The following is a 14,472-nucleotide window of genomic DNA, read 5'->3' as shown; positions in this document are numbered from 1 at the left end:
CGCGCCGACAACCAGAACCCGTCCGGATTATGTTTGCATAGGCTTACCTTATATTGCACACTCGTACCCGACCAGAGCGGTGATACTCACACCCGCGAACGATTGGATGAACAAATGACCAGGACTTCGAACAAGGCCCTTACCCGGCTCGCCGCAACGACGTTCGCGCTCGCGGCCGCGCTCGCCGGCACGGTGGCCACCGTCGCCCCCGCGGTGGCGGCGCCCATGGTCGCGCCCCTGCACGCCCAGGCCCCCGGCGCGGGCGAGCTGACCGCCAAACTGCGCGTGGCGATCAACACCGGCGCCTCGCGCAGCGCGCGGGCGGCGGAGCTGGAATCGGGCGACGCGGGAGTCGCGACGATGGACAAGATCGCGGGCCTGCTCGCGGCCGCTCCGCCGAGCCTGCGCTACAGCGTGGTCAACCCGTCCACCTCCGGCGACCGGATCGATGCGCAATTGCTGGTCACCACCGAGGGTTACCCGGACTTCACCTACGACGTCTCGTGGAAGCAGATCGACGGCTACTGGAAGCTGACCCGCCAGGCGGAGTGCAGCCTCGCCTCGGCGCTCGCGCTGTCCTGCTGATCTCGAACCCTCGCACCCTCGGGCACTGCCCCGGGGGTGCGATCCTCGGCGGCGCTACGGAAAGCACCACGCGACATTCAACTTTCGTTAGGCTAACCTTAGTGCCATGGGCAAAGGCTTAAACGGTCTGTTAGTCAAGGCGTGGGGTGGGAACGACTACCGGCTCACCGTCACGTCGACCGAACACGTCACCGACAAGTACGTGCGACTCGGCTTCACCGCCGGCGGGCTACTCGCCGATCACCCGGTTCACCCCACCCAGTGGGTTCGGTGCTGGTTCCCGGACAACGAGAGCGGCAAGCTGCAACAGCGCGGCTACACCCTCGTCGACCCGGACCCGGACGGTGACCGCTTCGCCATCGAGTTCGCGCTGCACGATGGGCTGGCCGCCCGCTGGGCGCAGAACGCCTCGGTCGGTGACGAACTCGACGTGTCGGTGCTCGGCTCGAATTTCCAACTGCCGGAATCCACCCCCGGCGAATACCTCATCTTCGGCGACACCGCCTCGCTGCCCGCGATCAACTCGCTGCTGGACGCCATCGGCGACACCCCGGCGCGGGTCTGGCTGGAGTGGCAGCACGAATCCGACACCACGATCCCGCTGCGCAACAAACCGCACCACCGGGTGACGTGGTTGCAGCGCATCGATGACGGCCGATTGCTGCGCGAAGCGGCCCAGGAACTCACCTGCGCGGCCGACGCCTTCGCCTGGGTCGCCTGCGACGGGCACACCACCCGCTCGATCGTGAAGAGCTTCAAGACGACGCACAATCTGCCCAAGACCGCGATCAAATCCCAGGCCTACTGGAAGTAGCGTCTTTCTCCGACCACGCCGCACCGCTCCCCCGCGCGGTGCGGCGTTTTCGTCTACCCGACAACCGCTAGGTGGCAACAGGTTCCAGATGCCAGCCCGCCGCGCGAGATCGCTCGTTCCAGAACGCGGCGTAGCGACCGTCGAGGGCGAGCAGTTCCGCGTGCGTACCGCGCTCCACGATCCGTCCACCGTCCACGAACAGGATCTGGTCGGCGTGGGCGATGGTGGCCAAGCGGTGCGCTACGACAATCACCGTCTTGTCCTTGGTGATCTCGTGCATCCCGCGTACCACGACCGCTTCGCTGTGCGGATCCAGCGCACTGGTCACCTCGTCCAGCAGCACGATCGGCGCGTCCTTCAGCAGCGCCCTGGCGATCGAGACGCGCTGGCGCTCACCGCCGGACAGCGCCGCGCCGCCCTCGCCGACCCGGGTGTCGAAACCGTCGGGAAGACGCTCGACGATCTCGTCGACCCTGGCCGCGGCCGCCGCGCGACGCACCTCGGCGTCATCGGCCTCCGGCTTGCCGATCCGGATGTTGTCGGCGACCGACCGATCGAACAGGTACACGTTCTGGAAGACCAGCGACAGCTGATCGAGCAGCGTCGCCGACGGCTGATCACGAACGTCGTGCTCGCCCACCACCACCCGGCCCGAATCCACGTCGTAGAAGCGGGCGGCCAAGCGCAGCAAGGTCGTCTTGCCCGCGCCGCTCGGCCCGACGATGGCCGTGGTGGTGCCGGCGGGCACGCTGAAGGTCACCCCCGACAGCACCGGTTCACCGGGGCGGTATCCGAAACTCACGTCGTCGAAGACCACCGAAGGCGTTCCCGGCGTGACCGGTGCCTCCGCCTCCGGCAGCACCGGTTCGTCGAGCAACTCGGTGACGCGGTCGGCGGCCGAACCGGCCGAACGCAGCGCGCCGCCCAGCTGCGCGGCTTGATTGAGCGGTTCGATGAACCGCGAACTCACCGCGATGAGCGCGATCGCGACAGCGGCGGAGATGGCGCCGTCGGTCACCCGCGCCACCGCGACGTACACCAGTACCAGGAAAACCGCCTGCACGAAGAGGGCGAACAGAATCAGCCCCGGCACGCTGGCGAACACCATGCGCGACCCCGCCGAGCGCTGCCCGGCCAGGGCGGCGTCGAGCGCCCGGTTTCCCGAGCCCACCGCGCCGAACGCGCGCAGTACCGGCTGGGCCTGAGCGAATTCGATGACGCGCGAATCGGCTTCGGCCGCCGCCGCGTGCATGCGCTGGTCCGCGCTGGTGTAGGCGCGATTGGCCAGGCCGTTCACCAGGTAGAGCACCGGCGCGGCGAGCAGCATGGCCAGCGCGATGCGCCAGTCGACCATCAGCATGCCGAGCGCGACCCCGAGCGGGACGATGACACCGGTGAGAATCCTGGCCAGCAGATAGGCGACCAGGCCCTGCAGCTCACGCACGTTGTCGACCATCAGCCGCCCCAGCGGTCCGGCATCATGGGTCTCGAACCAGCCCAGGGGCAGTGCGTTCAGATGGTCGCCGAGCCGAGTCTGCAATCCGCGCTGCATGCCGATGCCGACGCGCAACCCGATCGCCGCCTGCAGATAACCGAACACCACCACGCCCGCGACGGCGGCGAGCATGCCGAGCGCCCAGAGCCAGGCGCGGCCGAGGCCGTCGTCGAAAAGCGCCGTCAGCACCGGAACCAGCAGCAGATACGCCACGGCCTGACTGAGGGCCTGCGCCACGATGACGGCGAACAGTTTCGGGGTCAGGTGGGCGAATTCATCCGGAACCAACCCCAGCACCTTGCGAATCATCGGACACCCTCCGCACTGTCGACGAGGGCGATCCGGCCCAGCGCCGCTTCATTGATCTCCCACAGCCGCTGATAGGCGCCGCCCGCGGTGACGAGACTCGCGTGATCACCCTGCTCGACCAGTCGTCCCTGTTCGAGCACCAGGATTCGATCCACCCCGGTGACGGTGTGCAACCGGTGCGCGATGACCAGCACCGTGCGGCCCGCGACCAGCACAGCCAGCGCGTCCTGCACCGCCGCTTCGGATTCCGGGTCCGCGAAGGCGGTCGCTTCGTCGAGTACGAGGACGGGGGTGTCCGCGAGCAGGGCCCGAGCGATGGAAAGCCGCTGCGCCTCGCCGCCGGACAGGGTCGCGTCGACGCCGAGTTCGGAGTCGTAGCCACGCGGCAGCGCCACGATGCGATCGTGGATCTGCGCGGCGCGAGCAGCCCGCTGCAACGCCGCGTCGTCGGCGTCGGGCCGGGCCAGGCGCAGGTTCTCCCGGATGCTGCCGCGAATCAACCGCACGTCCTGGAAGACGAATCCGACCGTGCGGTAGAGCTCTTCGCTCGGGAAGTCGCGGACGTCGCGGCCACCGATGGTGATTCGGCCCGATCCCACGTCGTAGAAGCGCGGAAGCAGTTTGGCCAGCGTCGACTTACCCGATCCGCTCGGGCCGACCAGCGCGGTGATGGTGCCGGGAGCGAGTTCGAGGTCTATGTCGTGCAGCACGTCGTGGCCGGAGCGATAGCCGAAGCCGACCCCTTCGAACCGGACCAGGCCCGCGGGCGCGGATGCCGGTTCGGCGGCCTCCGGAGCCCCGGTGCTCAGTTCGGGGGTTTGCTGTAGATCGTGCAGGCGCTGCGCGGCCACCGCGGCCGCCCGCAGCGCCTGCGCGCCGTAGCCGAGACTGAGCAACGAGCTGCCCAGCCCCAGCCCGACCAACAGGAACGGCAGCACATCCAGGGGCTCGACCCAGTCCAGGCCGACTGCCGCCAATCCCCCGAAGACCACGACCAGCATCACGAACACCGGGGTGACGACGATGTCGGAGGCCGCCTGCACCTTCAGGATCGGCATCTTCAGCCGGTGCACGCTACGCGCCTGATGCTCGACGGCGTCCTGGAACGCGCTGTGCGCCTTGCCCGCCTGGCCGAACGCGCGCACCACCTGGATGCCGTCGACGAATTCGATGGTCGCCTGCTTGGTGGCCTGTTCGGAGCGCGTGTAGACCACGAAACGGTCCCGCCCGTCCCGGTCCATCATCCGGCTGTAGAGCACGGCGTACGCCAGGACCGGCAGCAGCAGGACCACGGCGAGCCGCCATTCGACGGTGAACAGATAGCCGAGGGTGATCAGCGGAACGGTGAGCGCGCCGACGAACTCCAGCCGCGCGTGCGCCACCAGGTAGTGCAAGGCCTCCACGTCGTCCTGCAGATATTTCTTCACCTCACCGGACGTGCGCTCGCCGAACCAGCCCAGCGGCACCCGGGTCAGCTTGGCCGCCAGCGCCCGGCGCACGGTGAGCTGATATCCGGCGTCGACCAGATGCGTCCAGGTCAGCGCGGCGGCTTGGAGCAGGGCGCGGGCCACGAGGACCAGCACCGCGATCGTCAGCATTCGCCACACCCGATCGGTGTCCACCTGGTCTCGGAGCAGTTCGCGGCAGACCTCCACGATCAGCACGAAGGGCACGACCGCGCACGCCGACGCGACGGCCATGATGACGCTCGCGACGGTCAACGGGCCGCGCACGGGCGCGAGAATCTCCTTGCGGGCCCGCGCCTCTTGCTGCTTGCGTTCTTTCAGCACCGTCTTCGGCGGCCGGTTTCCCGTCTGCGCCGCGGGCAGCGGCGCGACCTCTACCGTCATCTGGACCCTCGTCTCTCACCCTTGCGGCATCCGTCACTGGAATCGCCCCATCCTCACACAGGAACGCCCAGTAAGAAAGGTTAGCCTAAGTTACCTTGCCTCGTCCGGCACGTCCTCATCGCTTCGCGCTCGACGCTTCAGCCCCTGCCAGATCCGGCCACGCGTCCCGCATGCTCGACCGGCTCGCCGTCTCGTGCGGCAAATCCCGCGCCCCATATCGCGCAACGGGATTGCGCCGGACACTCGACGACATACCGGCTGTGGTCCTTGCCGACCTATTTCGTCAATGTTCGAAAACTGTTCCGGACTCACGGTTTTCGAACTTCCGACGCGCCGGGCGAAGCCTCCGTGAACGGCGGCGCATCCTGGTCCGATAGCTCGTGCGCATCGCTGAATTCAACCGAAAGCGAACCCATCCGACGCGCAGGAGCACCGAATATGTATGGCACGGCGAATTTCTCGGTTCTGTCCGATTACGCGAAAGATCCCCGGCGAACTGACCGCGGGCCGAGCGCACACGGCCATGCAGGTGCACCTGGATTGCAGCGTCGAATTGTGCCGGGTGCGGCGGCGCGCACGCGGAACGCTGGTCGAGGCCCGGCTGATGGTGCTCGACGAGCGGGCAACGCCGTAGTGGCGTTCGCGATGGACGCACGACGCTCGTGCTTCGGCTCGCCGGTGCGGACGGCGATGAACTCGCACGCGCCGGACCGGCTTTTGTGCATGGAGCGGAATCGTCCCGGCGGCCGAGGTGTTGACCCTGCCATGACCGCAACGGCATCCGATCGATCCGCCAGCCCCGTCGTGGATACCGAGACCGAATTCGGCGCGAAAGTCGCCGGACGACTCGACCGCGAGTCCGTTCTCTGGCTGACCACCGTCGGCCCCACCGGCACACCGCAGCCGAACCCCGTCTGGTTCCAGTGGCGTGACGGCGGATTCCTGATCTTCAGCAAGCCCGGCCAGCCGAAGGTGCGCAATATCCAGCGCAATCCCCGGGTGTCGCTGAACCTCAACAGCACCGAGCACGGCGGCGACGTCGTCGTGCTCACCGGCACGGCGCGCGTGGTCGACCAACGCCCCGGCGCGGATGAGATCGACGCATTCACGAAGAAGTACGCCGATGGCTTGCGCTCGCTCGGCCTGACCGACGAGCAGTTCTATGCCGAGTACTCGGTCGTGCTGCGCGTCACCCCGGACCGGCTGCGCGGATTCTGACCCCCATGATGTTCGAGCCGCCGCCGCCCACCGCCGCGTGGCGACACCGCACCGCCCGCGAGGGATTCGAGGTGGCCTATTTCCGGGTCACCGAACTGGGCGTGCTGATCGACGGCTGCACGACGGCCGTCGAGGACGGCGCGGCATGGGTGGTGGACTACCGGATCGCGCTGGACACCGAATGGCGCACGTGCCGGGCCCAGGTGGGCGTGCGCAAACCCGGGGGCTGGAACACGCTGGTGCTGGAGTCCGACGGCGCGGGGTCCTGGCTGCTGGACGGCATGCCCGCGCCTCTGCTCGACGGCTGCCTGGACGTGGACTTGGAATCCTCCGCGCTGACCAACGCCCTCCCGGTGCACCGGTCGGCATGGGAGATCGGCGACGGCGCGGACGCCCCAGCGGCGTACGTGTACGCCTCCGGCGCCGCGGTGGCCCGGTTGGAACAGCGCTACGTCCGCATCGCCGACGGCGCGCACGGACCACGGTTCCACTACGACGCCCCTGAGTTCGACTTCACCTGCACCCTGGACTACGACAAGTCCGGCTTGGTGCTGGATTACCCGGGTATCGCGGTCCGCGCCCACTGAGCGCCCGGCGCGGCACGGCCTCGGTTATCCCGGATCCGGCCTGCGGTTAGGGTCGATACCGATGAGAAGGCGGCAACAACCGCCGTTGCCCAAGCGGCACGGCTTGGACCCGGCCCGGCTGCGACTACCGGAGCAGGGTCACTGGGCGACCATCCGGGACCACCTGGTGGAGCGCCTGCCCCGGGTGCCCGCGACGCGGATCGACGAACTGCTGCACGCCGGCGGCATAGTCGACCTCGACGGCCCGATCTCCCCCGACGCGGCGTACGTGCCCGGCGGCGCGGTCTGGTTCCACCGTGATCTGCCCGAGGAGACGGTGGTCCCGTTCGACATCCCCGTCGTGCATCGCGACGACGACCTGCTCGTGGTGGACAAACCGCACTTCCTGGCCACGATTCCGCGTGGTCAGCACATCTTGCAGACCGCGCTGGTGCGGCTGCGCCGGGAGTTGGACCTCCCCGACCTGATCCCGGCGCATCGGCTCGACCGCGTCACGGCGGGCCTGCTGTTGTTCGTGATCAACCCCGCCCGCCGCGGCGCGTACCAGACCATGTTCCACAAGCGCACCGTGCGCAAAGAGTACGAGGCGATCGCGCCGTACGACCCCGGTCTCGAACTGCCCCGCGTGGTACGCAGCAGGATCATCAAGGAGAAGCAGGTGCTCGCCGCCCGGGAGGTGCCGGGCGAACCCAACGCGGAAACCGAGATCGAACTGCTCGAGCACCGCGACGGCCTCGGCCGCTACCGGCTGCGCCCGCACACCGGCCGGACCCACCAGCTGCGCCTGCATATGAACAGCCTCGGCATTCCCATCCTCGGCGACGACTTCTACCCGGTGCTCACCGACAAGCCCGTCGACGACTTCACCAGGCCGCTCCAGTTGCTCGCCGCCTCGCTCGAGTTCACCGATCCGATCACTCGCGAGGCGCGCCGCTTCGAGACCACGCGCACCTTGCAGGCCTGGACCGATCCACAGGGGTGGACCGGCTGGCAGGCATCGATTTGTAGACTTGGCCGCGATGTCTGAGCCGGCTCTAGCAGCACCGCCCCGCCCACGCCACGAAGTGCACGCCTACGTGGACGTCGCCGTCGTAGTGATCGTCCTGGCGGGCACCAATCTGATCGCGCACTTCACCACCGCGTGGGCGAGCATCGTGACGGTGCCGGTCGCGGCGCTCGCACTGCTCGCGCTGGTGCGCAGGCGCGGTCTCGGCTGGTCGGAACTGGGCCTTTCGCCCCGGCACTGGCGGCGCGGTTCGCGCTACGCGCTCGCCGCGGTGGCGCTGGTCCTCGCGGTCGTGGCGATCGGGGCGGCGCTACCGCTGACCCGGCCCTTCTTCCTGGCCGATCGCTACGCGACCGTCTCCGGCGCGCTGATCGCCTCGATGATCGTCATCCCGCTACAAACCGTGATACCGGAGGAGCTGGCCTTCCGCGGCGTGCTGCACGGCACACTGCTACGCGCCTACGGTGCGCGAGGCGTCTTCGCGGCGGGCTCGCTCTTGTTCGGTCTCTGGCATATCGCGTCCTCCTTCGGTCTCACCTCGGGCAACCGCGGTCTGAGCGGAGTCGTCGGCGGCGGCGTCGCCGGACAGGTCATCGGGATCCTGCTCGCCGTCCTCGCGACAGCCGCGGCGGGCGTGGTGTTCACCTGGCTGCGCCAACGCAGTGGAAGCCTGCTCGCTCCGATCGCCCTGCACTGGTCGGTCAACGGCGCGGGAGCCTTGGCGGCCGCCATCGTGTGGCACACCACGCTGAGCTGAGCTGAATCGTTTTCCAGCGCCTGCGGCGCTGGGTGTTCGCGGCCCCCTCTTGGCCGCGAACGGCGCATGCTCGGTCTCGCTTCGCTCGAAACCGGGAGTTGCGGTGCGCTGGGCGCGGGAGTGTGGAAGATACGGACAGTGGCTTGCGCAGGATCAGGTGATCGGTTCAGGCACGTTCGGTACGAGCACGGCAACCATTTCGGACGCGAACGACGCGGGCTTGGTGTCGCTACGTTTCCACGACGCGGGCGCGGTTGGCTGGGTGGGTCGGCGTTCGGCTGAGGCATAGGTGTGCGGGAACGTGGTAGCGGAGAATTTCACGCGTTTGTCATGCGATGATTCGAACGGAGTTTCGACACGCGGACAGTACCGATGAATCCGCCGCTCATCCGGATTTTCGAGCCGGGCCACGAATTTCGCCTGTTCGGCGTGTCGCCTTCGGTCCGGCGACCGCCACATTGACCACGAGCAGAGGTCGGTTTAGTCTCACTCCGATCACACATATGTTCGAGCACTCATGTCTCCACCACCCGACATGACACCTGCTCTTGGGAAGGCTCGCGATGCCCGACGAACCCTCGAACGGTAGTTCCGAGATTGCCGCGCTGGCACAGCAAGTCGAGACCGCGCGCGGCAAATTGCCCCTGCAATTGGATCCGGCGCTGTTGGAAGTGCTGTCCGAACGCGAGATCACCGCGGAGCGCGAACTCGCGGAATGGATTCGTGCGCAGCGGCGCAAGCAGCGGCGCCGGGAAATCGAGGCGGAGCTGGCCGCCGAGCAGCGTGATCGGAAGTCGGCGGCGGCATTGCGCCGCTCGGAGGAAGCCGACGACCGCTGGCACCGGCGCGCGCTGGCGGCGCGGCGGCGGGCCTCCAGCGAGGACGCGCGCCTGGCGCAGCTCTACCGGCGGGCGGAGTGGTCGTCGCGCGCCTTGATCTCGGTAGTCGTCCTCGGCATGGTGTGGGCCGGAGTCAACGTGCAGCACAATCTGGTGCCCAGCGGCGACATGTCCGATCCGCTGTACTGGTTGAGCTACGGCATCGAGGCGATGATCTCGATCCCGATCATCACCATCATGGTCGCGGCCACGACCGCGGCGCGGTGGGGCCGCGAGCTGGCGCGCGGCAAGGTGCTCTTCTTCGAGGCGGCGCTGCTCGGCACCACCGTCGCGCTCAACACCGGACCGCACCTCGCCGCGGGCGACCTCGGCCGCGCCGCCGAGTACGCGATCGCGCCGGTGATGGTCGGCGTCGTGATCTGGCTGCACGCCTGGGTGGCCGCGCGGTACGCGGTGCTGATCGACGGCGCGCCGGTGATCGAAGGTGACCGGCGGATGATCCGTCTCGATGCGCAACCGGGCATGCCGGAAGCCGATGGATATCACTCGCTCGACGGGGCGGCGACAAGCCGTCCCGGGAGTGAAACCTACGCTCACCGCCCGATTCCGGGCGTATCGGCCGGCATGCGGCGCGACACGCAGGACGAGTCCACGAGGCCGACGACCGTGCCCGGCGCGTCAGACGCCGACCACGCCTTCCTCGCTGCGGTGAGTCGTGAGGATGGCGACGAAGAAGTCGCCTCCGACGAGGCCTCGGGCTCGACCGACACTCACTACACCAATGGCCACGCCGTCCTTTCGCTGACCAACGGCCACACCCGCATCGCGTCGGTCGACGGCCGTCCACTCGGTCGCTCGTCAGTCGATCACGCCCAGTTCGCTGCGGCGAACCCTGAGAATGGCGAGACGCGTGAGAGCTACTCCACTTCCGGCCCGGCCGACGAGCGTTCGACCAGCGGCCATACGGTCGGCTTCCGGCCGAACGGAACCACACTTCCGCAGGCTCCGAACGGTCTCCCGGTCGAGACCACCGTCAACGGCCATGACCTCTCCCTGAACGGCCGATCCATCCGGCGGGTCGACTGCGAGACCCCGGTCGACGGGACCGCACACCTTCCACAGATAAACGGACATACCGTTCGCCCGGCCACCAACGGCCACACCGCCGACGGCAGTGCCCATTCCCCGCAGATCAACGGACACACCGTTCACCCGAACACCAACAGCCACACCGCCGCGCCCCCGGACGACGGCAACGCCCATCCTCCGCAGATCAACGGGCACACACTCCACCCGACCACCAACAGCCACACAGTCGGGTTCCCCGCCACCACCGGCCAAGCCGCTCCCGAGCAGGCCCCCAGTACTCCAAAGGCCAACGGCCGCAACGTCGAGCGCCCCGGCGACAGCAACGCACACCCCCCGCAGATCAACGGATACACCGTTCGACCGGCCGCCGACATCGCTGCCGCCCCTGCCAACGACAATGCACACTCCCCGCAGGCCGACGACAACCACGCCGTTGGCTCCCCGGCCGAGACCAACGTGCAGCAGTTGCGGGCCAACGGTGATCCGGTTCGGCCCACTCTCAACGGCCACACCGCCGAGTTCCTCGCGACCGGCGATGCTCCCCACGGGCCGATCACCGGCGTCCACGGCATCAACGGCCATACCGTTGCCGCTCCCGCAGGCAATGGGCACAACGTTCGTCCGACCACCAACGGTCACACCACCGACATCAGTCCGCACCCTCTTCCGATCGACAGGCACACCGCGTCCCTCGCCGCGGAAGACCACCTGGGCACCCACGCTGCCGACGGGAGTGCGACGGCGTCTGTTGTCAGTGGCCAAGAGGCGCCCTCATCCGAGCCGGTCGCGTCGATCGACGATCGCGTCTCGGATGTCCGCACCGACGGACCCATGAGCCGAGCGGCCGACCCGGAAGCGGCACAGTCCTTCCCGGTCGCTGCCGAGCACGCCGCGATCAGCGGAGCGCGAGCGTCTGCGCCCGGCAGCGGGAAGCCGCGTCTGGAACCCGCGCAGTCCGCTGCGGCCCAGCAGATCTCGCTCGATGATCTGCACGACGGCTTCGGTTTCGATGAGCGGTCGGCACGGACGAATACCGCGACATCACCGCACGTGAACCCTCATCCGAGCGAACATTCGATCGAGCGCGCACCTCGTGGCGACGACGCGGCCCGGCACCCGGGCTCCACCGAAGCCACCCGCACGCCGCCCGCCACGACCGCCGGCACTGCCGCACAGGTGCATCCGAACGCCACCGCCCCGCGCGCGGCGAAGCGCGGAAAGTCGACGTCCGCCGAGCAGAACGACCGCTCCGCCGACGCGGAGAGTGAACAACTGGCCCTCGAGGAAACCCCCCAGCCCACGCACCCGCGCGTCGAACCGATGCCGATCCTCGATGCCGACGACGAGGACGACGAATTCCCCACCGAGCCGGAGGAAGCCGCCACCGACGACGACGAGATCTCCGCGATCGCGCGGGCCATCACCGACCGGCGCCTGTCCGCCCTGCCGATCGAGGAGGTCAGGGAGATCCTGACGCTCGCCGATCAGGGCGGTTCGACCCCCGCCATCGCGAACGAACTGGGTGTCTCCCGCTCCGCGGTCACTCGCGTGCTGGACTCGGCGCTCAAAGTCCACCGCCCCTACGCGGCCATCGGCTGAGCGCCGCCCGTCGGCCGGTCGCTTCGGCCCGCCGGAGTCGCGAGCGAGTTCCTCCGACAACCTGGCACCGTTCCTCGCCCGAAAAAGCTGTGCACCCGGTGGATCCGGGTGCACAGCTCTGTTCCGGGTCGAGCACCCGGGCCCAGCGGCTCCTATTCCGATCGGCTCACGCCGACGGCGGGTTCCACGACGCGCGCGCCGGTTCCCGAACCTTCGGGTTTCTGATCACCATGACCCGGCCACCACGCCTTGTGCCCGATGATCGCCGTCAGCGCGGGTGTGAAGAACATGGCCATGACGAAGGCCGCGATCGCGATACCCACCGAGATGGCGAAGCCCATCTGCGCGAGGACGTTGTTACCCGCCAGCATCATCGACGCGAACGTTCCCGCCAGGATCACGCCGGCCGCCGCGATGGTGGGGCCGGTGTGCCGCAGAGCCAGTGCCGCGGCCTGTTTCGGCTCGTTGCCCTCGCGCGCCTCTTCCCGCAGCCGGGCGACCATGAGGATGTTGTAGTCGGTGCCCAGCGCGACCACGAACAGGTACATGATCACCGGCAGGGTGAAGATCAGGCCGGTCTCGCCCCGGAAATGCTGGAAGACCAGCACCGCGGCGCCGAGCGTTGCGGCGAAGCCGAGGAACACCGAGGCCATCAGATACCACGGAGCGACCAGACTGCGCAGCAACAACCCGAGCACGATCATGATCAGGATCGCCGCCACCGGGAAGACGATCGCGTAATCCCGCGCCATCGCGTCCTGGAAATCGACGAACACCGAGGTCAAACCACCGACCGCGGCGGTCGTACCTGCGGGCGCAGCGGAGTGCGCGGTGTCGCGCAGCCGCCCCTTGACGGTGTCCAGCGCGGCATCCGACTCCGGCGCGGCATTCAGCGTCACCGCGAAGTCGGCGATCGTCTTGTCCGCGGACAACTTCGGCTCGGCCACCTGTCCCACACCGGGCACACCGGCCAACTCGTTGCGGTAGGCGGTGAGCTGCTCGGTGGTCAACGCACCGTCGGATCGCAACAGGACATCCGAAGGCTGGGTCGTCCCGGCGGGCAATCCCTTGACCAATTCCTTGCTGTAGACGACGGATTCCGACGCCTCCGAGGTCGATCCGGAGCTGAGATCGAAGGTCGGGTGGAAGCCGAGGGCGAAGATCCCCAGCACCACCAACACACCGCCGGAGGCCACGGCGAACACAGCGGGCCGGCGACCGAGCGCGTTGCCGACGGCGGTGAACCGCGCGCCCTTCGGTTCGGTGCGCCACGCCTTGGACGGCCAGAACACCTTGGTGCCCAGCAGCGAGACCACCGCGGGAACCAGCGTCAGCCCCGCCGCCAGCGCGATCGCCACCGCGATCGCCAGTGCCGGGCCCATGGCGCGGAACATGCCGAGCGTGGACAGCACCAGCGCCATGAACGCGATGATCACCGCGCCGGCCGCGGACGTGATCGCCTCACCCACCCGGGTGACGGCGCTGACCATGGCGGTCTTCGGATCCTCGCCCGCCCGCAGCCGTTCGCGGTAGCGGAACATCAGAAACAGGATGTAGTCGGTGCCGACACCGAACAGCACGACCACCAGGATGGCACTGATCGATGCGTCGATCTCCAAGTCGAAGGCCTTGGCCACCACGGCGATCAATCCGTTGACCATGCTGGAGACCGCCCCGATCACGACGATCGGGAGCAACGCGATCACCGGGCTGCGGAAGATGATCAGCAACAGCACCAGGATCAGCACGACGGTGGCGATGCCGATGATGGCCATGCCCTTGTCGCCGGATTCGCGCTGGTCCAGCACCTGCGCCGCCTGGCCGGTGATACCCGCCTTCAGTTCGGTGTCGCCGACGCGCTCCTTCAGCTTCGCTCGCAGCGCCTTGACCGCTTCGCCTTGGGTGGTGTCGTTCGGGTTGGTCACCTTCGTCATCTGCACCGCGATGATCTGGATCAGGCGGTTCTCCGACGGCGGCGTCGGTTGCATGCCGATGACGTCCTTGATCTGCGCGTTGCGCAGGTCGTTGCCGATCGACACGACCGAAGCCGCGTCCGCGTCGGTCAACGGCGTGCCGTCCTCGCGGGCGAACACGATGATCGCCGCGGGGGCTGAGCTGTCCGGGAAAGCTTTCTGCTGTAGCTCCAATGCCTGAATGGACTCGTAATGGGAAGGCAGGAAGGCGGATTGGTCTGTCGTTGATTTGAGTTCCGGCGCCGCGGCCACCACCGCGATGGTGAGCAGCAGCCACAGGCCGATCACCTTCCACGGATTGTGGACGACCACGGCCCCCAGTCGTGCGAACATCTGCGAAGAAATCCTTTC

The 14,472-nt window shown here is 68.1% G+C and carries 11 protein-coding genes; 8 read left to right on the top strand and 3 right to left on the bottom strand.

Annotation, left to right across the window (positions count from 1 at the left end):
* Positions 1-114: 114 nt before the first annotated feature.
* Together ON29_RS04460 and ON29_RS04455 are read left to right on the top strand one after the other, a co-directional pair.
* Positions 115-585 carry an MTB12 C-terminal domain-containing protein gene (locus ON29_RS04460; RefSeq protein WP_040864854.1) on the top strand — a complete coding sequence of 157 codons (471 nt, stop codon included), beginning with the start codon at positions 115-117 and terminating at the stop codon, positions 583-585.
* 106 nt (positions 586-691) lie between these two features.
* Positions 692-1,399 carry a siderophore-interacting protein gene (locus tag ON29_RS04455; protein WP_040864853.1) on the top strand — a complete coding sequence of 236 codons (708 nt, stop codon included), beginning with the start codon at positions 692-694 and terminating at the stop codon, positions 1,397-1,399.
* A 67-nt stretch (positions 1,400-1,466) separates the two neighbouring features.
* On the opposite strand, the gene ON29_RS04450 is transcribed toward ON29_RS04455, so the two are convergent.
* Positions 1,467-3,203, bottom strand: a complete 1,737-nt coding sequence (locus ON29_RS04450) for an ABC transporter ATP-binding protein (RefSeq protein ID WP_040864852.1) — start codon at positions 3,201-3,203, stop codon at positions 1,467-1,469.
* Positions 3,200-5,053 (bottom strand): ABC transporter ATP-binding protein, encoded by a 1,854-nt coding sequence (locus ON29_RS04445; RefSeq protein ID WP_040864851.1) that lies wholly within the window; start codon positions 5,051-5,053, stop codon positions 3,200-3,202. Before ON29_RS04445 ends, ON29_RS04450 begins: the two co-directional genes overlap by 4 nt.
* A 442-nt stretch (positions 5,054-5,495) precedes the next feature.
* On the opposite strand from ON29_RS04445, the gene ON29_RS04440 reads away from it, so the two are divergent.
* From ON29_RS04440 to ON29_RS33590, 6 genes are all read left to right on the top strand, one after another.
* Complete coding sequence (locus tag ON29_RS04440) at positions 5,496-5,687, top strand: hypothetical protein (RefSeq protein WP_051174859.1); 192 nt, start codon at positions 5,496-5,498, stop codon at positions 5,685-5,687.
* A 131-nt stretch (positions 5,688-5,818) separates the two neighbouring features.
* Positions 5,819-6,271 (top strand): TIGR03667 family PPOX class F420-dependent oxidoreductase, encoded by a 453-nt coding sequence (locus ON29_RS04435; protein WP_040864886.1) that lies wholly within the window; start codon positions 5,819-5,821, stop codon positions 6,269-6,271.
* A 5-nt stretch (positions 6,272-6,276) separates the two neighbouring features.
* Entirely contained in the window at positions 6,277-6,858 is a 582-nt protein-coding gene (locus ON29_RS04430; RefSeq protein WP_040864850.1) for a putative glycolipid-binding domain-containing protein, read from the top strand.
* Positions 6,859-6,919: 61 nt separating this feature from the next.
* A complete protein-coding gene (locus ON29_RS04425) occupies positions 6,920-7,885 on the top strand; it encodes an RluA family pseudouridine synthase (protein WP_040864849.1) in 966 nt (321 codons plus the stop codon).
* Entirely contained in the window at positions 7,878-8,621 is a 744-nt protein-coding gene (locus tag ON29_RS04420; RefSeq protein ID WP_040864848.1) for a CPBP family intramembrane glutamic endopeptidase, read from the top strand. The genes ON29_RS04425 and ON29_RS04420 overlap by 8 nt, the downstream gene beginning before the upstream one ends.
* Positions 8,622-9,184: 563 nt before the next feature.
* On the top strand, positions 9,185-12,148 hold the full coding sequence (locus ON29_RS33590; RefSeq protein WP_051174858.1) for a helix-turn-helix domain containing protein: 2,964 nt from the start codon (positions 9,185-9,187) through the stop codon (positions 12,146-12,148).
* A 152-nt stretch (positions 12,149-12,300) separates the two neighbouring features.
* On the opposite strand, the gene ON29_RS04405 is transcribed toward ON29_RS33590, so the two are convergent.
* The gene (locus ON29_RS04405) at positions 12,301-14,454 is read right to left on the bottom strand and encodes an MMPL family transporter (RefSeq protein WP_051174857.1); all 2,154 of its coding nucleotides are present in this window, start codon (positions 14,452-14,454) and stop codon (positions 12,301-12,303) included.
* Between the last annotated feature and the right edge of the window lie 18 nt (positions 14,455-14,472).

This window comes from Nocardia exalbida NBRC 100660, from assembly GCF_000308575.1.
GTDB classification, from domain to species: domain Bacteria; phylum Actinomycetota; class Actinomycetes; order Mycobacteriales; family Mycobacteriaceae; genus Nocardia; species Nocardia exalbida.
This window is presented reverse-complemented; position numbering and strand designations above follow the sequence as displayed.